Genomic DNA, 18850 nt, shown 5'->3' on the forward strand with positions numbered 1-18850 from the left:
TAAAGATTACCATCAGGCAGGGTCTGATAAACCGCGGACTGACGATATAAACTGTTTCAATTCGCTGGTCTGCGGATCGGCAAATAGCGCGCGGCTCTCGCCCTGCTCCCACACCCGCCCCTGATGCATAAACACCACCCGATCACCGACCTCGCGGGCAAAATTCATCTCATGGGTGACCAGGATCAACGTCATTCCCTCCGCAGCCAACTGCTCAAGAACTTTCAAGACCTCGCCCACCAGCTCGGGATCCAGCGCAGAAGTAATTTCATCACACAGTAATACTTTCGGTTGCATCGCCAGTGCGCGGGCAATCGCAACCCGTTGCTGCTGGCCGCCAGACAGATTCGCCGGGTAATAATCCACCCGATCTGCCAGCCCGACCTTCTCCAGCATCTGTGTCGCCAGTTCACGACACTCGGTGGCCCCTTTTTTTAGTACCCGCCGCGGAGCCAGCATCACATTCTCCAGCGCCGTCATATGGGGGAATAAATTAAAATTCTGGAACACCATACCGACTGAACGGCTGATCTCACGCGCTTGCGAATCGCGGTTGGTTACCGTCATTCCGCCCAGTTTAATACTGCCGTCCTGATAATCTTCCAGCCCATTCATGCACCGTAACAAGGTGCTTTTCCCCGAGCCACTGCGACCAATGATCGAAATCACTTCACCAATCTCGATATCCAAATCCACGCCTTTAAGCACATGGTTCTTACCATAGTATTTTTGAACCTGATTAATGGTGATCAATGGCATGGAATTTCTTCTCCAGATAATGGCTATAACGCGACAAGGGATAACACATCAGGAAATAGCCCAGCGCCACCAGCCCAAAGACTTTAAATGGCTGATAAGTGACATTGTTCAGCATAGTGCCCGCTTTGGTTAGCTCGACAAAACCAATGATGGAGGCCAGCGCCGTGCCTTTGATAACCTGCACCGAAAACCCTACGGTTGGCGCAATCGCGATACGCATTGCTTGTGGAGCAATCACCCGAAAGAGCGTTTGGTGAAAACTTAGCCCCAGGCAACGTGATGCTTCCCACTGACCTTTCGGCAAGGCTGCGATACTGCCGCACCAGATATCCACCAAAAATGCACTGGTGAATAAGGTGAGTGCCATGGCCGCTGCCGTCCACGGACTAACATCGATGCCAAACAGCGCCAGACCGAAAAAGGCCAAAAATAGTTGCATCAATAACGGGGTTCCCTGGAACAGCTCTGTATATAAACGGACAAAGCGCGCCGCCCAACGCCAGTGGCTCAACCGCATCAGCATCAGCGGTAACGTCACCAACGTGCCACCGAAGAAGGCCGTGAGTGACAGTAACAACGTCCAGCGGGCCGCCAACAGCAGGTTGCGGATGATATCCCAGTCAGTAAATGTCATGAGGCATGGCTCCCAAAGTATCGACGCCCGGCCGCCAGCAATAGCTGACGCATCACAATGGCGAACAACAAATACAGCAAGGTGGTCACCAGATAGACCTCAAAACTGAGGAAAGTCCGCGACTGAATAAGATTGGCAGCGAAGGTCAGCTCTTCAAATGAGACTTGTGACACCACGGCTGAACCGAGCATAACAATGATGCATTGGCTGACCAGCGCCGGATAAATCCGCTGCAATGAAGGTGGCAGGATCACGCGGAAAAAGGTCTGGCTACGGCTCAAACCCAGAACCCGCCCGGCCTCCCACTGGCCTTTGGCACTGGCCTGAATACCTGAACGGATAATCTCCGTGCTGTAAGCGCCCAGATTGATTGTCATCGCCAGCAGGGCGGCCTGCCCGGCGCTTAACTTTAACCCCAGCACCGGTAGACCAAAAACGATGAAAAATAGCTGCACGACAAACGGGGTGTTACGAACAATTTCCACGTACCCCCCCCAAAGACACCGCAATATCACGGTGTTGCCACAACGGATCGCAGCCCCCCCGATCCCCAATGCAATGCCCCCGATGGTCGCCATAACCGTCAGCTCAATGGTAGTCAGCAGGCCCGACAATAATTCGGGCCAATAAGGCCACAGAGCCGCAAAGTCCAGCTGATAGCTCATAGCAGGCTCCCGTTATGCACCCAGATTCGCAGGTAACGGCGCTTTCAACCATTTCTCCGATAAACCATTCAGCGTGTTGTCCTGCAACGCCTCACCAATCAAGGCGTCCACTTTGGCTTTCAGTGCCGGTTCTCCCTGACGCAAGCCGATATAACACGGTGAATCTTTAAGCATAAATTTCGCTACTGGTGCCTGCTTAGGATTCTGGCGGGCCAAGGCGCTGATAACCAGATTGCCGGTTGCCAGATAATTAACCTGACCTGATAGATAGGCCGACAGCGTAGTGTTGTTATCCTCATAGCGTCTGATCTGAGCCGCTTTCGGCGCGATCTCGCTTAATACCATGTCTTCCACCGCCCCACGGGTGACACCAATGGTTTTACCCGCCAGTTGTTCCGGTTGCTTCAGTTCATCATCTTTAGCCCCAAATACCCCGAGGAAAAACGGCGCATAAGCACGGCTAAAAGCGATGGCTTTTTCCCGTTCCGGATTTTTACCCAGACTGGAAATCACCAAGTCCACTTTATCGGTTTGCAGATAAGGCACCCGATTGGCACTGGTCACTGGCACCAATTGCAACTTTAGTTTCATTTTATCGGCCAGGTATTGAGCCATATCGATATCATAGCCCTGTGGCTGAAGATCGGTTCCTACCGAACCAAAAGGCGGAAAATCTTGAGGTACCGCCACACGCAAGACTCCACGCTGTTGTATTTTCTCTAATTGATCCGCTAATACCGCAGGGGCCTGCACCAATACCAGTACTGCCCACAGCCACAACATCCGCTTTTTTATGTTCATAGCCTATCTCCGATAATTCAACAATGAAACAATGGATTCTTAAAAAATAGAATTGAAATTATCGTTGCAAGTACCGTGCCAATCAGGATCAAGGTAAAAATACCCCCCAATTCAAGCGGAATAAGTGATTTTCAGTGCGTGTAAGCAGATAAAGTGACTAACAAATAGAGTGCAACACGAAGATTAAAATGCACCATTTAGGTGCATTAAAACGGCTAATGGCATTAGTTTAAGGGGAAACATCAGTTCAAGGGAAAACAGAGAATAAAGCCTGTGCAGCAGAGAATGGTGCGTCTGGCACACGACTTATTCACACCACTCCAACTCCCCAAGCGAATCATATAAATTAGTAATTTTATGTATCCGCTGGCGGCCTTCTGCCAGTATTTTATGCAGTAATGCATTGCTCAGTAAATTCACTAAACTCATGGCCGCAGAATAGCTATCAAAAGCCGAAACACTGTCCAGTGGGGTAGTCAACCGCCAACGGGCCAGCGATAGCAATGACTGAGCTTGTGGCTCACAGATCAACAATGTCGGTACGCCCTGACCCTGCATGTGTAATAGGATTTCGCGGATAGCCTTGGGCCGACGGCGAAATGCCACCACAATCACCAGATCATGTGGGGTAATGTCCACCAATTCCTCAGCCAATGTCTGCCCTGCCTGTGGCATCAAATGTACCTGCTGGCGTACCTGCAACAACTGTTGGCGTAAATGCAGCGCGACCGGGTAGCTGTTACGCAGCCCCAATAGCAAAATGCGCGGCGCTTGTGCCATGGCATCGATCACATCGGTAAGTTGCTGGCTATCCAACTGGTTAACCCAATGCGCCAGATTCGCCATTTCTTGTTTATAGTGGCGGGCCAGCAAGGTATTGCCCTGCACCGCATCGCGATTATCCGTTAGTGGCATACCACTTTGGCGCAAGGCCCGCACCTCTTCGCGCATTTCTCGATAGCTGCCGTAGCCAAGGCGTTTAAACAGGCGGCTAACCGTAGCTTTGGATACGCCACTCAATCGCGCCAGTTCGGCACTGTTGTAACTGATCAGATCATCAAAATGGGCAAAAATAAAGTCAGCAACGCGCTGCTCTTGCGGGGTGAGCTGTGTGTAATGTCCCCGCAAACGTTCGTCGATTTGTTTCATCCTTTTCTCCAACCAGTGAAACTTATTACGTTAATGAAACTCTTGTTTCAGCATAGGCATTTTTGCGGAACATACCACACTCCCACTAACCGATAATAAGAGAATCTTCACTCTCAGCGTGAAACCTGACAATCTGGAACAGCTCTTGCTTAACTTCACTCGGATAGCCAATGAGTCCCTCGTAAATCAGCGAAAAGGATCGCAGAAGTGAGGACGTGAGAAGGTAAGTAGCAACAACACAGGGAATGGTCGCCCAATTCATCACCCTGTATTTGATTCACGGCTTGCTTAGTCAGTACCGGAGTTGTCATGAAAAAGACATCAGAAAAAGTGATCACCATGGATTGGCCCGCCTATATCCTGCAGATGGAAACATTACTGGCGGTGGAGTTAGACGAGCAGCGCCGTGCGGCATTACTTCAGCAATTTGAACACATTGCCGCTCTGGCCGCACCGCTGATGGCCCTACCTTTAGATGAACGGCAAGAGATCGCAGGGGTATACCGGTTATGAAACCTACCTCATCACTCACTATTAGCGAGATCCAACAGGCCCTGCAAAAGGGCGAATTATCCGCACAAGCGATCGCACAACAGACGTTAGACGCCATTACCGTAGCCAATCCGCTCATCAACGCTTATACCCATATCACTGCTGACCGTATGCTTAGCGAAGCTTGTCGGCTAGATACGCTACGCGCCAAAGGCCAGCCGCTGCCAGCACTGGCGGCGATCCCTTATGCGGTCAAGAATCTGTTTGATGTTGCCGGAGAAACGACCCTATCAGGTGCCAGCTTATTTTGTGATCAGGCACCCGCCAAACAGGATGCCTGGGCCATTTCACGCCTTAGCCGCCAAGGAGCTATGCTCTCCGGCATGTTAAATATGGATGCCTATGCCTACGGTTTTACCACTGAGAACAGCCATTATGGTGCCACCCATAATCCACACGATCTGAACCGCATTGCTGGGGGATCTTCTGGCGGATCTGCGGCAGCGGTCGCCGCAGGGCTAGTGCATTTTTCTCTCGGCAGTGATACTAACGGTTCGATCCGGGTTCCCTCCTCACTGTGTGGTATTTTTGGGCTGAAACCAACCTTTGGCCGCCTGTCACGCAGCGGCACCCACCCATTTGTCGCCAGTCTGGACCATATCGGCCTAATGGCTCGCTGTGTGCAAGATTTGGCGGTGGTTTATGACGTGATGCAAGGCATCAATATTCAGGATAATTTTCAAGCCGATCAACCAGTAGCGCCGTGCCAAAGCTTACTGACTCGTGGCCAGCAGGGGTTAAGAAGCGCGGTGCTGGGTGGCTACTTTCATCAATGGAGTGATGATGACGCCAAAGCAGCCGTCCTGGCGGTCGCAAAGGCGCTTGAGGCTAATGCGGAGGTCGAAATGCCGCAGAGTGATTTAGCCCGGTCAGCGGCATTTATTATCAGTGCCAGCGAGGGCGGTAATCAATATCTGCCCGCCTTGAGAAAATATCCCCAACGTTTTGAACCCCTATCACGGGAGCGGTTATTAGCCGGAGCCATGCTACCGGCAACTTGGTACGTACAGGCCCAGCGTTTCCGTCATCATTTTCGCCAACGCATTTTGCCGCTGTTCGAGCACTGGGATATTTTGATTGCCCCAGCAACGCCATGCAGTGCCACGCTTATCGGTCAGAACACGATGAGGATTAATGATATGGACCTACCGATCCGCGCCAGCATGGGCATTTTAACCCAGCCAATCTCCTTCCTTGGTTTGCCAGTAGTGAGCGTACCCTTGAAAACCACCCGCGGCTTACCGATTGGCATTCAGTTAATTTCCCCACCGTGGCGAGAGGATTTATGCCTGCGTGCGGCTTATGCGCTAGAGCAACAAGGGTTGGTCAGTGCCTCGGTGAGTACAGTTATTTGATAAAGGCAGTTATTTGATAAAGATAGTTGCTAGCCAACCAATAATCAGCATAGATATAAATTAGGTTGTAGGGTATTAAGGCAATAACCTCTCTGTTAATGTTGCATAACTTATGAGTTTGCCCTGTAACCTAATCTATCTATAGCTGACTTTATGCAAAACCCAACCACAGATCCCCCCTCTACAACTTCATCGGCCGCGACCTTCGTTGAAGGTATTACGGATAGCCTACCCATTGTTATCGGCTATTTACCCGTCGCTTTCGCCTTCGGCCTCAGTGCGGTAAAACTGGGTTTTACCCCGCTGGAAAGCATTTTCTTTTCCTGCATTATTTATGCTGGTGCCAGCCAATTTGTGATTACCGCGCTGCTGAGCGCCGGGATGTCATTGTGGGTATCGGCACTGACGGTGATGGCAATGGATGTGCGCCATATTTTGTATGGCCCGGCACTTAAACACCGCATTGTGGCAAAACTATCGGGTAAAAAAACGGCCTTATGGGCTTTTGGTTTAACCGATGAAGTGTTTGCCGCTGCAACCACTAAATTGATGAAGGACCAACGGCGCTGGAGCGAGAACTGGATGCTCGGTATCGCAGCGACCTCGTGGCTATCTTGGGTCTTAGGAACGGCTATCGGCGCGATGTTCGGAAATGGGCCGTTGGAGAACTATCCCGCCATCGAAGCGTCCCTCTCCTTTATGCTGCCTGCATTATTCCTCAGTTTTTTGTTAGCCTCGTTTAAACGCCAATACAGCCTGACGGTGATCGCTTCACTTTCTGGTGCCTTATTAGGGGTTTTACTGTTTTCAATTCCAGTGGCGATTTTGGCCGGGATTGCTGGTGGTTGTCTCGCCACTTTGCTCCAGCCCACTGCCTCTGTCGTGACTAAACACAGTGAGGATCACGAGCAGGAGCCAACACCATGAATACAGATGTGCTGATGATCGGTCTGGTGGTGGGGACAGTGAATTACTTGTTTCGCTACCTCCCCCTGCGCTTCGGGCCAGCACGTAAGCAAGCTGGCCTACAGCGTGGCAAGATGTCCCTGCTGCTGGATAGCATTGGCATCGCCTCAATCTGTGCATTATTGGTGGTTTCCAGTACCCCGGAGATTATTCATCACCCACAGAAATTGCTCCCTACATTGATTGGTTTTTTAGTTATCTGCGGATGCTTTTATAAAACCAACAGTATTATCTTCGCTACATTACCTGGCGCGCTCTGTTACGGTTTGACATTCAAATTACTGATGATTTTAGGATAATAAGTTGCTTAATCTGTGAACTAAAGCACAATAACCATACTGTTAGTAATGCCAATGACCGATTCACCTTGGCTGAATAACACTAATTGCTAAATTTTTCTCGTATTATACCGTTTACATTATTAGTAACTATCGTTACTGTACCATTTGAAATTAATGAGGCGCCTCATAATGGAAAGTTCATTCTCCCCCATAGAACAGATGCTGAACTCTCGAGCAAAACGTCAGAAGGATTTCCCCTACCAGGAAATTCTACTCACTCGTTTGAGTATGCATATGCACAGTAAATTGCTAGAAAATCGCAATAAAATGCTGAAAGCGCAAGGCATTAACGAAACCTTGTTTATGGCATTAATTACGCTAGACGCCCAAGAGAGTCGCAGTATCCAACCATCAGAATTGAGTGCTGCGTTGGGTTCTTCGCGAACTAATGCGACCCGTATCGCCGATGAATTAGAGAAGAAAGGCTGGATTGAGCGTCGGGAAAGCCATAATGACCGCCGTTGCCTACATTTGCATCTCACCGAGGCTGGGATTGAGTTTTTACATCAACTTCTCCCTCCACAGCATAAATGCCTGCATTTTCTTTGGTCGACGCTGACGGAGCAAGAGCAGCAACAGCTTGAAATGCTGACACGCAAGTTGCTGACCCGTTTAGATCAGATGGAAATATCGGAACAGTAATTCCACTATTTCTATCCAGATAACATAACCATGTCATTCCAACATAACGGGGAATAGGCGCCTTTTGGTGCCATTTGTTTATGAATGGGCGGTGATGAAAATGGCGATATTGCTTCCCAGTTATCACATAAAAACGATGATCAAGAATAAAAATATCAGTAACAACAATTAGCACCGTTCAGAACCTTCAATGACAAGAGGTGGCTATCAGCCCCTTCTATGATGGCTCAATATAATAATATCGGCCCTAAATAATTCGAGTTGCAGAAAGGCGACGACTGAGCGGATCCCCAAGTACTGATGAAAATTAAGTGACTGGGGTGGACGAAGCCATGCAACGTGAAAAATGACGGGTATAGAGCGTGGAGAACACCATGAGTAAAAGTGCGGAAGCCCAAGCCCCGCAACAACCGCAGAATAAAAAACAGCAACGTAAACGTGTGCTGCTGTTGCTGACGGTTATTTTTATTATGATCGGGGTGGCTTACCTTATTTATTGGTTCCTGGTGCTACGCCATCACCAAGAGACTGATAATGCCTATATTTCAGGCAACCAAGTCCAGATTATGTCTCAAGTTCCCGGTAGTGTGGTCAGTGTTCATTTCGAAAATACGGACTTCGTCAAAAGTGGCGATGTGCTGGTGACACTCGACCCCACTGATGCAGAACAGGCATTTGAGCAAGCGAAAACCACATTGGCGAATAGCGTGCGCCAAACCCACCAGCTCATTATTAACAGTAAACAGTATCAAGCGAATATTGCGCTGAAAAAAACGGAATTGAGCCAGGCACAAAATGACCTGAAGCGTCGGGTGGTACTGGGTGCTGCCGCAGTCATCGGCCGTGAAGAATTGCAGCACGCCCGTGATGCTGTTGAAGCGGCACAAGCTTCGTTGGATATGGCAGTTCAGCAATATAACGCCAATCAGGCATTGGTATTAAATACCCCATTAGAGAAACAACCGGCGATTGAGCAGGCGGCCGCTAAAATGCGTGATGCCTGGCTTACCTTGCAGCGCACCAAAGTAGTTAGCCCAATTAGCGGCTATGTCTCGCGTCGCAGTGTACAAGTGGGTGCTGAAATCAGTAGTGGTACACCGTTAATGGCCGTTGTTCCGGCTGATCAACTGTGGATTGACGCTAACTTCAAAGAAACTCAGTTGGCGAACATGCGAATTGGCCAACCAGCGACTATCGTGACCGATTTTTACGGTGATGATGTGATTTATCAAGGGAAAGTGGTCGGTTTAGATATGGGAACTGGCAGTGCCTTCTCGCTGCTACCCGCGCAAAATGCCACCGGTAACTGGATCAAAGTGGTCCAACGCCTACCAGTGCGAATTGCATTGGATGAGAAACAACTGAAGGAGCATCCGTTACGTATTGGTCTGTCATCACTGGTTAAAGTCGACACCACCAATACCGATGGACACGTTTTGGCACAAAACGTGCGTAAAGAGCCCGCGTTCATGACCAATGCGTTGTCATTGGATTTCGCGCCAGTTAACCAAATAATTAGCGATATTATTCATGCAAACGCCGATTAATATCATGCCAATGCGGGTTACGTGCACCGGAGGCTATTGTGGCACAAAAACCGCTTGAAGGAGCGCCACTCGCCTGGATGACGGTAGCGCTCTCATTGGCGACATTTATGCAGGTGCTGGACTCCACCATTGCTAACGTGGCCATCCCAACAATTGCGGGTGATTTAGGCTCGTCCAACTCGCAAGGGACGTGGGTGATCACCTCATTCGGGGTGGCGAATGCAATTTCGATCCCCGTCACCGGCTGGCTGGCCAAGCGGGTCGGTGAAGTGCGGCTGTTCTTATGGTCAACAGGCTTGTTTGTGTTGGCCTCATGGCTATGCGGCATGTCAAACAGCTTGGGGATGCTTATCTTCTTCCGTGTTATCCAGGGACTGGTCGCTGGGCCATTGATCCCACTCTCGCAAAGCCTGCTACTCAACAACTATCCGCCTGCGAAGCGAAGTATGGCCCTGGCGTTGTGGTCGATGACGATTGTTGTCGCCCCGATATTTGGGCCGATCCTCGGCGGTTATATCAGTGATAACTATCACTGGGGCTGGATCTTCTTTATCAATATCCCTATCGGTCTGGTGGTGGTCCTGCTAGCAGGCAGTACCCTGAAAGGGCGAGAGACCAAAACAGAGATCAGACCCATTGATACCATCGGGCTGGTGTTATTGGTGGTCGGTATTGGTGCCTTGCAAATCATGCTTGATCAAGGCAAGGAGCTGGATTGGTTTAACTCGACAGAAATTATCGTCCTGACCGTGGTTGCTGTCGTGGCCATTACCTTCCTGATTGTCTGGGAGTTAACCGACGATCATCCGGTAATTGATTTGTCGCTGTTTAAATCGCGCAACTTTACCATTGGCTGTTTATGTCTCAGCCTGGCCTATATGTTGTACTTTGGCGCGATTGTATTACTGCCCCAGCTATTGCAGGAGGTGTATGGCTATACCGCCACCTGGGCCGGATTGGCATCGGCACCAGTGGGCATACTGCCCGTACTGCTGTCGCCATTAATTGGTCGTTTTGCCCATCGAATTGATATGCGCCAGTTAGTGACATTCAGCTTCATTATGTATGCGGTATGTTTCTACTGGCGAGCATATACCTTCGAACCGGGGATGGATTTTGGTGCCTCAGCATGGCCGCAGTTCTTCCAAGGCTTCGCCATTGCCTGCTTCTTCATGCCATTGACCACGATTACATTATCCGGTTTGCCACCAGAGCGAATGGCTGCCGCATCCAGTTTGTCTAACTTCATGCGAACACTGGCGGGATCGATTGGTACCTCAATCACCACCACCCTTTGGACGCAAAGAGAGTCGTTACACCACTCGCAGCTGACGGAGTTTGTTAACCCGTACAACCCAAATGCGACGCAGGTCTACCAGGAGTTGGAGAAACTGGGGATGAGCCAGCAACAGGCTTCGGCCTACCTGGCACGGGAAATTACTAATCAAGGGCTGATTATCTCTGCGAATGAGATTTTCTGGCTCTCGGCGGGGGTGTTCCTAATGCTGCTGGCCCTGATCTGGTTTGCCCGCCCTCCTTTCACCTCGGGTGGTGGTGGCGGCGGTGCGCATTAACCTACATTAACCTGCATTAACCTGCATTAACCTGCGATTTTTAGCCAAATAGCGGCCAACAAAAAAGGGGCGCTGAACTCATCAGCGCCCCTTTTTTATCTTTACCGATCTAAATCTTCTCTCGTTCTAATCTTCGATAATTCTAGCCTTGAGCGCTATTCTGACGCCACCATTCCGCCAACAGGATACCCGTTGCCACGGAGACGTTCAGGCTTTCGACCCGCCCGGTACCGCCGATAGAGACGCTCAGATCCCCCTGCTGCCAGGCACTGTCCGTCAAACCATCGCTCTCCTGCCCTAATACCAATACCATTTTGGCAGGCAGTTCTGCTTTCGATAGGCTGACACCTTTATGGCTGGAGGTGGTCACAATGGTGTAACCCGCCTTGCGGAAGGTATCCAATACCGATAAGAAATCATCAGCATTGATGGCCTTGATGTGCTCTGCTCCGCCTTCCGCCGTGCGGACTGCCGCGCCAGATTCTAGCATCGCGGGGTCTTGCAGCAACACGCCGTTGATACCGAAATGCGCACAGGTACGCATAATGCCGCCCAGATTATGAGGGTTGCCCACCTCTTCCAGCGCCAGTACACAATCTTTAGCCTGAGTTTGCTGTTGCAGATACGTTTCTGCATCCAGCCCCTGACGTTTTTTAATCAGGAAACATACCCCGCCATGGTGCTCAGTGCCCGAGGCTTTCGCCAGCTCATCCTCTTCAACCACATGATAAGCTTTGCGGTTAGCCGCCATCCATTTCAGCGCGTCACGAAAACGCGGGGTCACAGATTGCACAAACCAAGCCCGGACGATAGCATCAGGGCGGCTTTCAAACAGCGCCTTACAAGCATTCTCACCATAAACGCGTGTTTCTTCAGCGCGCTGACGGCGCAACTGGGCAGGATCGATATGGCTTTTACCGCTGATACCACCATGATCAAACTCTGGCTCTTCCGAAGGGGCACGAGATACCGTTTTCCACGGTGAATCGTAAGGGCTACTGCCTTCAGAACGTGCCGGACGGCCAGGACGATCACGTTCATTACGGCCAGAATCAGGACGACGTGAGTCATTATTACGTGGTGCATTGCCCTGACGTGTATTATCGCCCTGACGTGCATTATCACCCGGACGACCGTTACCCGTTGGACGCTGGCTTCTGCCGCGGCTGTTGTTATCACGATTACTGTTATCACGGTTACGGTTACTACTGTTACGGTCGTCGCTGCTTTCGTCACTACGGACGTACATCACTTTAACTTTGCCGTTTTTGCCACTAAATGAATCGTTCATTGTCTTCTCCACCAACGCGCAGGGCGCGAAGATTACCTGATGTCCGCCCGGTTAGCCATAAGCAAGCGCTAAAAGCCACCAACTATCGTACTCATCGAGTAAACCATTTTGGCACTTAACTCATTCATAACCATAATAGATAATAACAGCGAAATAATTCAGTGAATTCTTAGCTGTCTGGTTTCTCTTATATCTACTTAAAAATAAAGGCTAATGTATGATAAAGGCCAATATATGATAAAGGCTAATGTATGAATACGGTATGCACAGCTTGTATGGCGACGAATCGCCTACCGGAAGAACGTATTGATGACGGCGCAAAATGTGGGCGCTGTGGCCACTCTCTATTTGATGGCGAAGTCATTAATGCCACCGCCGAAACACTGGATAAGCTGCTGCAAGATGACCTGCCAATGGTTATCGATTTCTGGGCACCTTGGTGTGGGCCGTGCCGCAGCTTCGCGCCAATCTTTGCAGAGGCTGCGACAGAACGCGCCGGGAAAGTTCGTTTTGCTAAAGTGAACACCGAAGCCGAACCTGCACTCAGCACCCGTTTTCGTATCCGCAGCATTCCGACCATCATGCTGTATCGCAACGGCAAAATGATCGATATGCTAAATGGCGCAGTACCCAAAGCGCCCTTTGATAATTGGTTAGATGAACAATTATCAAGAGAGCCAAACAGTTAGTAAAATAACCAAACAATTAGCAAGAGAGCCACTAGCCCGATAAGTGAGTTTAACGCATTTATTGCCTTTAGGGGCTGTTCAGGCTATCGATAAAACCCACGCCCTGCCAGTTTTCTGTCGGGGCGTGGGCCATTCTATATTAGAATGATGCTATTTCTCAGGAGTCCGTCGTGACTGACATATTCACCATCGGCCATACTTTACCTACGGCCATAACGACGGAAAATGCAGTCCTGCGTTTACGCCAACTACGTTTAGCCGCCTCCACGCGTGCGTATCGTGCCCGCGGCTGCCGGGCCATCCGTTGCCAAAGCTGCCTGCTAGCCGAACGTTTCTGCCTGTGTGATACCATCAAGCCACAACAGGCAAACAGCCGTTTTTGCCTGATTATGTTTGATACCGAGCCACTGAAACCCAGTAATACCGGCCGCCTGATCGCTGATATCCTGCCCGATACACACGCTTTTCTCTGGGCGAGAACCGAAGTTGATCCTGAGCTATTAGCGGCTATCAGTGACCCTCAGCGCCAACCTTATGTGGTTTTTCCTGAGGCCTATGCTGAGCCAGAACGGCAAGTGATCAATCAATTACCCATCAGCGATAAACCGCCGCTATTTATTTTGCTGGACGGTACCTGGTCTGAAGCCAAGAAAATGTTCCGCAAAAGCCCCTATCTTGCCGGGTTACCCCTTCTGTCCTTGCAGGTCAGTCATCTATCCGATTATCAATTACGGGAAGCTCAGCGCCCTGAACAACACTGCACTGTCGAAGTCGCCACCGCGCTGCTCCACCAAGCGGGTGATATACACGCCGCAGAAGGGCTACGCGATCACTTTCACTACTTCCGTCAACAATATTTAGCGGGGAAACCTCATCACCCAGTGGGGCGAGTCACTGCAAGCCACGAAGAAAACACGTAAAGTCAGAGAAGCTATCCTTATATCAACAACAGGAACCTGCACATGAGCCAACGTGGATTAGAAGCACTGTTACGTCCGAAATCTATCGCAGTGATCGGTGCTTCTGAAAAACCTGAGCGAGCGGGTTTTCTGATGATGCGCAACTTGCTGGATGGCGGTTTCAATGGACCTATCCTACCGGTCACGCCCAATCACAAGGCGGTGTGTGGTGTATTGGCTTACGCCAATATCGCCAGCCTGCCCATCACTCCTGATTTAGCGATTCTGTGCACCCATGCTCGCCGTAATCTGACGTTACTCGAAGACCTCGGGAACCGGGGCTGTAAAGCAGCCATTATTCTGTCTGCTGTACCGGAGCAGTTCCCGGAACTGAAAGCCTGCGCTCAACGCCACCATATGCGGCTACTCGGGCCTAATAGTCTGGGGCTACTGGCTCCGTGGCAAGGGCTGAATGCCAGCTTTTCCCCCGTTCCTATCCAGAAAGGGCGGCTGGCGTTTATCTCCCAATCCGCAGCCGTGGCCAACACAATCCTTGATTGGGCGCAGCAACGGGAAGTTGGCTTCTCTTACTTTATTGCACTGGGCGACAGCTTGGATATTGATGTCGATGACCTACTCGATTTTCTTGCCCGAGATAGCAAAACCAGTGCGATCATGCTGTATATCGAACATATCAGCGATGCACGTCGCTTCTTATCCGCCTCCCGTAGTGCTTCACGCAATAAACCGGTTTTGGTGGTGAAAAGTGGCCGCAGTCAGCGCGCTCAACAACTCTTGAATGGTCAACAAGGGCTGGATGCCGCCTATGACGCCGCTATCCAACGTGCCGGGTTACTGCGGGTACAGGATACCCATGAATTGTTCTCCGCCGTTGAGACTCTCAGCCACATGCGCCCACTGCGAGGTGAAAGGTTGTTGATTGTCAGCAATGGCTCAGCACCAGCGGCGATGGCGCTGGATGAGCTTATCCGCCGTAATGGTAAATTGGCGACCTTATCGGATGCCACGCAATCCGCACTGTGTGAGGCGTTGCCGCCTTTTGTCGCGTTACGTAACCCAATAGACCTACGGGATGATGCCAGTGCTGAGCGCTATTTGGCGGCACTCAGGCCACTATTGGACAGTAGTGATTACGATGCGCTGCTCCTGATCCACTCACCCAGCGCCGCGGCACCGGGAGCCAAAACGGCTGAATTATTGATTTCAGCTATTCGCCAACATCCCCGCGGCAAACGCATCACGTTACTCACCAATTGGTGTGGTGAATATTCATCAAAGGATGCCCGTCGCTTGTTTACTGAAGCGGGTATTCCAACTTATCGTACCCCAGAAGGCGCGATCACTACTTTTATGCATATGGTGGAGTATCGTCGTAATCAGAAACAACTAAAAGAAACCCCTGCATTGCCAATAGGTTTGACCGCCAATACCGCTCATGTTCATCAACTAATTCGCCAGGCATTGGCCGAAGGAGCAACCCAGCTTGATACCCATGAAGTACAACCCATTCTTGAAGCTTATGGCCTCAGTACATTACCAACCTGGATTGCCAGCGACAGTGTAGAAGCCGTACATATTGCTGAACGACTAGGCTATCCGGTCGCCATTAAACTTCGTTCGCCTGATATCCCACATAAATCGGAAGTTCAGGGTGTCATGTTGTATTTGCGCACCGCCATTGAAGTGCAGCGGGCGGCAGACGATATCCTCGATCGGGTAAAGCGGACTTATCCGCAAGCACGAATCCACGGTTTGCTGGTGCAAAGCATGGCGAACCGAGCAGGAGCGCAAGAGTTGCGTATTGCCGTGGAGCAAGATGCCATTTTTGGCCCGTTAATCATGTTAGGTGAAGGTGGTATCGAGTGGCACCACGAGACACAAGCAGCCGTCGCGCTACCACCTCTCAATATGGTGCTGGCACGCTACCTGATTATACAGGCCGTCAAAGGGGGGAAAATTCGCAGCCGCGGATCACTACAACCTTTGGATATTCCAGGGCTAAGCCGCTTGCTGGTACAAGTTTCCAACTTGATCCTCGATTGCCCCGAAATCACCCGTCTGGATATTCACCCGGTACTGGCCTCCGGCAGTGAGTTCACGCTGTTAGATGTGTCGATGCAATTAGCCCCCGTCACTGGCGACCCTCAAGCTCGTCTGGCAATTCGCCCATACCCGCATGAATTGGAAGAAAAGGTCACGCTTAGAGATAACTCCCAGTGTTTATTCCGCCCAATTCTGCCGGAAGATGAGCCACTGCTAAAACTGTTTATTGATCAAGTAACTAAAGAAGACCTTTATTATCGCTACTTCAGTGAAATCAATGAATTCAGCCATGATGATTTGGCGAATATGACACAAATTGACTATGATCGGGAAATGGCTTTTGTTGCTGTGCGTCAAAATAGTGAAGGGCCAGAGATCATAGGTGTCACGCGGGCATTTTCTGATCCTGACAACATTGATGCCGAATTTGCCGTACTGGTCCGCTCGGATCTAAAAGGGCTGGGCTTAGGCAGGGCATTACTTGAGAAGATGATCCGTTATGCCCGTAGCCATGGGCTATCCCGGCTCACCGCGGTCACCATGCCGAATAACCGCGGTATGATTGGTTTGGCGCAAAAACTCGGTTTTACTATTGATGTGCAAATAGAAGATGGGATCGTAAATCTGGAGCTGACACTTTGATCGTTGTTACACCAATCAGCGTGATATAGGCCACAGAGCTAAGTGATTCGGCCATTGGCAGGCAAAACTTGCGCACAATCCAGAAAAGTAATGGTATTATCGCCGACTCTATGGATTAGTGTTTTTTTGATATGGCGGTTTTGCCATTAAATAACAAGAGAAGAAGCGCACTGTGATGTTGTCAAAATTCAAACGTAGCAAACATCAACAACACCTTGCACAACTGCCCAAACTCCCCCAGTCAGTTGATGATGTCCAAACGCTTTATTGCCCCAAGGTTTTCCGCTCTACTCTGTTGGAACTCATCGCTCAGGCAACCAAACGTATTTGTCTGGTGGCACTTTATCTGGAGCAGGATGACGCAGGCCGTGATGTAATGAATGCCCTCTATCAGGCCAAGCAATCGCTTCCTGAACTTGAGATCTATGTACTGGTAGATTGGCACCGAGCTCAGCGTGGCCGTATTGGTGCCGCAGCCGTTAATACTAATGCCGATTGGTATTGCGATATGGCGGCTAAATATCCAAATATTTCTGTTCCTATTTACGGTGTTCCGGTCAATACGCGTGAAGCATTGGGTGTACTGCACCTAAAAGGCTTTATCATTGATGACACCGTCATTTATAGCGGTTCCAGTATCAATGATGTCTATCTCTATCAAAATGATAAATATCGTTATGATCGCTACCAGCTAATCACTAACCCGTCACTCGCTACCATAATGGTTGATTACGTGAAACAACGGGTACTGAGCGCCGGAGCAGTTCAACGCCTTGACCGTGATGACCGACCCACCACCCCCGAGATCAAGAATGAGATCCGTCAGTTTCGCTCATCACTGCGTGATGCCAGTTACCAATTCTCGGCACAAGCGCATAACGATGAGTTAGCGGTCACTCCCCTAGTTGGGTTAGGTAAGAAGAGTCTATTAAACAAAACTATTCATCACTTGATGGCCTCCGCTGATGAACGCCTGACCATTTGCACCCCCTACTTTAACCTGCCAGCGCTGTTAGTCCGTAATATCATTTATCTGCTGCGGGAAGGTAAGCAGGTTGAGATTATCGTTGGTGATAAAACTGCAAATGACTTTTATATCCCTGAAGATCAACCCTTTAAAATTATCGGTGCACTGCCGTATTTATACGAAATTAACCTACGTCGTTTCCTGAGCCGTTTACAACCGTATGTTGATAATGGGCAGCTAATTATTCGCTTATGGAAAGATGGCGACAATACCTATCACTTGAAAGGGATGTGGGTAGATAACAATTGGCAGCTAATTACGGGTAATAACCTGAACCCGCGAGCATGGCGTCTGGATCTGGAAAATGCCATTTTGATCCACGATCCTAAGCATGAAATGCATGAACAGCGGGCCAAAGAACTGGAGTGTATCCGTACTCATACCAAAGTGGTTTCGCATTATCTTGAACTGGAGAATATTCAACAATATCCGGTTAAAGTTCGCAAACTTATCCGCCGCTTGCGCAGGATCCGCATTGATCGGTTAATCAGCCGCATTCTGTAAATCTTAAAAATAAAAACCCGATAAATTAGCGGGTTTTTATCTCCCGTCAAAAGAGAGACTGTATGTGGCTGCATATCTATCTTCGTCGATTACTTATCGCCCCATTGCTCTTACTTACTACTGCCTGTACCCATGTCTCGAATGATAGTTGGACCGGAAAAGATAAAGCCCAACACTTTTTTGCTTCTGCTACTTTGGCTGCGGCAGGTACAGCATACGGCGAGCAGCAGAATTGGTCAGATGCTAAGAGTCGCAATTTTGGCTTATTATTTTCTATTGGAATTGGGGCTGGTAAGGAATTATACGACAGTCGCCAAGCAGGGACCGGCTGGAGCTGGAAAGATTTTACCTGGGATATCGCTGGTGCTATTACTGGCTATAGCCTTTATCAGGTAGCGAATTGAGCCGTATAGAACCCCCCAATAAATTGAATATCAATCAAATGTATCACTGCCCCAGCCTTAATTCCCAATAATAACCAACGCCGCCGCCCATCACTCGGCATGGGGGCATTATTACAAAGCGCAATTTCTGTATTTTGCACACAACAAAACCCCACGTTTTTAGCATGGGGTTATCATTCGGTACCAGATGGCACATAAGCAAAAAAGGCCACCCAACGGGATAGCCTTCTTTGCTTTATTTTGTAGGTGCCATATCTGGCGTCTGTCACGCCAATAGACCTTGTCAGCCTATCGCTCATAAACCCGGAATTCATCTACCACCCAAAACGCAATTTCTCTGGTTTC

The 18850-nt window shown here is 49.7% G+C and carries 19 protein-coding genes; 12 read left to right on the forward strand and 7 right to left on the reverse strand.

Going from position 1 to position 18850, the window contains the following annotated elements; translation table 11 throughout:
- Window positions 1-12: 12 nt before the first annotated feature.
- The 6 genes from AC971_RS07035 to AC971_RS25075 form a co-directional block, all read right to left on the reverse strand.
- A complete protein-coding gene (locus AC971_RS07035) occupies window positions 13-759 on the reverse strand; it encodes an amino acid ABC transporter ATP-binding protein (RefSeq protein ID WP_025382756.1) in 747 nt (248 codons plus the stop codon).
- On the reverse strand, window positions 740-1393 hold the full coding sequence (locus tag AC971_RS07040; RefSeq protein WP_011191826.1) for an amino acid ABC transporter permease: 654 nt from the start codon (window positions 1391-1393) through the stop codon (window positions 740-742). The genes AC971_RS07035 and AC971_RS07040 overlap by 20 nt, the downstream gene beginning before the upstream one ends.
- Window positions 1390-2058, reverse strand: coding sequence for an amino acid ABC transporter permease (locus AC971_RS07045; protein WP_025382755.1), 669 nt, complete (start codon window positions 2056-2058; stop codon window positions 1390-1392). The genes AC971_RS07040 and AC971_RS07045 overlap by 4 nt, the downstream gene beginning before the upstream one ends.
- Before the next feature lie 12 nt (window positions 2059-2070).
- Window positions 2071-2859, reverse strand: a complete 789-nt coding sequence (locus AC971_RS07050; RefSeq protein ID WP_025382754.1) for a transporter substrate-binding domain-containing protein — start codon at window positions 2857-2859, stop codon at window positions 2071-2073.
- Between the two features lie 306 nt (window positions 2860-3165).
- Window positions 3166-4008 (reverse strand): MurR/RpiR family transcriptional regulator, encoded by an 843-nt coding sequence (locus AC971_RS07055; RefSeq protein ID WP_025382753.1) that lies wholly within the window; start codon window positions 4006-4008, stop codon window positions 3166-3168.
- Window positions 4009-4163: 155 nt separating this feature from the next.
- On the reverse strand, window positions 4164-4349 hold the full coding sequence (locus AC971_RS25075) for a hypothetical protein (RefSeq protein ID WP_071825548.1): 186 nt from the start codon (window positions 4347-4349) through the stop codon (window positions 4164-4166).
- Between AC971_RS25075 and hpxX the strand changes: the two genes are divergently transcribed.
- The 7 genes from hpxX to emrB all read left to right on the forward strand — a co-directional run bounded on the left by hpxX (window position 4318) and on the right by emrB (window position 10985).
- Window positions 4318-4521, forward strand: a complete 204-nt coding sequence (gene hpxX / locus AC971_RS07060) for an oxalurate catabolism protein HpxX (protein ID WP_025382752.1) — start codon at window positions 4318-4320, stop codon at window positions 4519-4521. The genes AC971_RS25075 and hpxX overlap by 32 nt on opposite strands.
- Window positions 4518-5915, forward strand: a complete 1398-nt coding sequence (locus AC971_RS07065; RefSeq protein WP_025382751.1) for an AtzE family amidohydrolase — start codon at window positions 4518-4520, stop codon at window positions 5913-5915. The genes hpxX and AC971_RS07065 overlap by 4 nt, the downstream gene beginning before the upstream one ends.
- Window positions 5916-6068: 153 nt before the next feature.
- Window positions 6069-6842 (forward strand): AzlC family ABC transporter permease, encoded by a 774-nt coding sequence (locus AC971_RS07070; RefSeq protein WP_025382750.1) that lies wholly within the window; start codon window positions 6069-6071, stop codon window positions 6840-6842.
- Window positions 6839-7180, forward strand: coding sequence for an L-valine transporter subunit YgaH (gene ygaH / locus AC971_RS07075; protein WP_025382749.1), 342 nt, complete (start codon window positions 6839-6841; stop codon window positions 7178-7180). The genes AC971_RS07070 and ygaH overlap by 4 nt, the downstream gene beginning before the upstream one ends.
- Before the next feature lie 171 nt (window positions 7181-7351).
- A complete protein-coding gene (gene mprA, locus AC971_RS07080; RefSeq protein WP_002208744.1) occupies window positions 7352-7864 on the forward strand; it encodes a transcriptional repressor MprA in 513 nt (170 codons plus the stop codon).
- A gap of 374 nt (window positions 7865-8238) precedes the next feature.
- On the forward strand, window positions 8239-9411 hold the full coding sequence (gene emrA / locus AC971_RS07085; RefSeq protein ID WP_025382748.1) for a multidrug efflux MFS transporter periplasmic adaptor subunit EmrA: 1173 nt from the start codon (window positions 8239-8241) through the stop codon (window positions 9409-9411).
- Between the two features lie 38 nt (window positions 9412-9449).
- Window positions 9450-10985 (forward strand): multidrug efflux MFS transporter permease subunit EmrB, encoded by a 1536-nt coding sequence (gene emrB, locus AC971_RS07090; protein WP_025382747.1) that lies wholly within the window; start codon window positions 9450-9452, stop codon window positions 10983-10985.
- A gap of 142 nt (window positions 10986-11127) precedes the next feature.
- Here the strand turns inward: emrB and AC971_RS07095 are convergent, their stop codons facing one another.
- A complete protein-coding gene (locus AC971_RS07095) occupies window positions 11128-12276 on the reverse strand; it encodes a tRNA/rRNA methyltransferase (RefSeq protein ID WP_025382746.1) in 1149 nt (382 codons plus the stop codon).
- Between the two features lie 251 nt (window positions 12277-12527).
- Between AC971_RS07095 and trxC the strand changes: the two genes are divergently transcribed.
- The 5 genes from trxC (at window position 12528) to AC971_RS07120 (ending at window position 18505) form a co-directional block, all read left to right on the forward strand.
- Complete coding sequence (trxC, locus tag AC971_RS07100) at window positions 12528-12965, forward strand: thioredoxin TrxC (RefSeq protein WP_025382745.1); 438 nt, start codon at window positions 12528-12530, stop codon at window positions 12963-12965.
- A gap of 170 nt (window positions 12966-13135) precedes the next feature.
- Entirely contained in the window at window positions 13136-13885 is a 750-nt protein-coding gene (locus AC971_RS07105; protein WP_025382744.1) for a tRNA-uridine aminocarboxypropyltransferase, read from the forward strand.
- 42 nt (window positions 13886-13927) lie between these two features.
- The gene (locus AC971_RS07110) at window positions 13928-16570 is read left to right on the forward strand and encodes a bifunctional acetate--CoA ligase family protein/GNAT family N-acetyltransferase (protein ID WP_025382743.1); all 2643 of its coding nucleotides are present in this window, start codon (window positions 13928-13930) and stop codon (window positions 16568-16570) included.
- Between the two features lie 178 nt (window positions 16571-16748).
- Window positions 16749-18101 (forward strand): CDP-diacylglycerol--serine O-phosphatidyltransferase, encoded by a 1353-nt coding sequence (pssA, locus tag AC971_RS07115; RefSeq protein ID WP_374699975.1) that lies wholly within the window; start codon window positions 16749-16751, stop codon window positions 18099-18101.
- A gap of 62 nt (window positions 18102-18163) precedes the next feature.
- Window positions 18164-18505, forward strand: a complete 342-nt coding sequence (locus AC971_RS07120; protein WP_025382741.1) for a YfiM family lipoprotein — start codon at window positions 18164-18166, stop codon at window positions 18503-18505.
- Window positions 18506-18850: the final 345 nt, after the last annotated feature.

Origin of the sequence: Yersinia similis (assembly GCF_001053095.1) — a bacterium.
Taxonomy (GTDB): domain Bacteria; phylum Pseudomonadota; class Gammaproteobacteria; order Enterobacterales; family Enterobacteriaceae; genus Yersinia; species Yersinia similis.

Coding starts and splice junctions, on each gene's coding strand:
- AC971_RS07045 (WP_025382755.1), bottom strand. CDS start 2,058: ATGAGCTATCAGCTGGACTTTGCGGCTCTGTGGCCTTATTGGCCCGAA.
- AC971_RS07035 (WP_025382756.1), bottom strand. CDS start 759: ATGCCATTGATCACCATTAATCAGGTTCAAAAATACTATGGTAAGAAC.
- AC971_RS07040 (WP_011191826.1), bottom strand. CDS start 1,393: ATGACATTTACTGACTGGGATATCATCCGCAACCTGCTGTTGGCGGCC.
- AC971_RS07050 (WP_025382754.1), bottom strand. CDS start 2,859: ATGAACATAAAAAAGCGGATGTTGTGGCTGTGGGCAGTACTGGTATTG.
- AC971_RS07055 (WP_025382753.1), bottom strand. CDS start 4,008: ATGAAACAAATCGACGAACGTTTGCGGGGACATTACACACAGCTCACC.
- hpxX (WP_025382752.1), top strand. CDS start 4,318: ATGAAAAAGACATCAGAAAAAGTGATCACCATGGATTGGCCCGCCTAT.
- ygaH (WP_025382749.1), top strand. CDS start 6,839: ATGAATACAGATGTGCTGATGATCGGTCTGGTGGTGGGGACAGTGAAT.
- AC971_RS07120 (WP_025382741.1), top strand. CDS start 18,164: ATGTGGCTGCATATCTATCTTCGTCGATTACTTATCGCCCCATTGCTC.
- mprA (WP_002208744.1), top strand. CDS start 7,352: ATGGAAAGTTCATTCTCCCCCATAGAACAGATGCTGAACTCTCGAGCA.
- AC971_RS07070 (WP_025382750.1), top strand. CDS start 6,069: ATGCAAAACCCAACCACAGATCCCCCCTCTACAACTTCATCGGCCGCG.
- AC971_RS07065 (WP_025382751.1), top strand. CDS start 4,518: ATGAAACCTACCTCATCACTCACTATTAGCGAGATCCAACAGGCCCTG.
- AC971_RS07095 (WP_025382746.1), bottom strand. CDS start 12,276: ATGAACGATTCATTTAGTGGCAAAAACGGCAAAGTTAAAGTGATGTAC.
- trxC (WP_025382745.1), top strand. CDS start 12,528: ATGAATACGGTATGCACAGCTTGTATGGCGACGAATCGCCTACCGGAA.
- emrA (WP_025382748.1), top strand. CDS start 8,239: ATGAGTAAAAGTGCGGAAGCCCAAGCCCCGCAACAACCGCAGAATAAA.
- AC971_RS25075 (WP_071825548.1), bottom strand. CDS start 4,349: ATGGTGATCACTTTTTCTGATGTCTTTTTCATGACAACTCCGGTACTG.
- AC971_RS07110 (WP_025382743.1), top strand. CDS start 13,928: ATGAGCCAACGTGGATTAGAAGCACTGTTACGTCCGAAATCTATCGCA.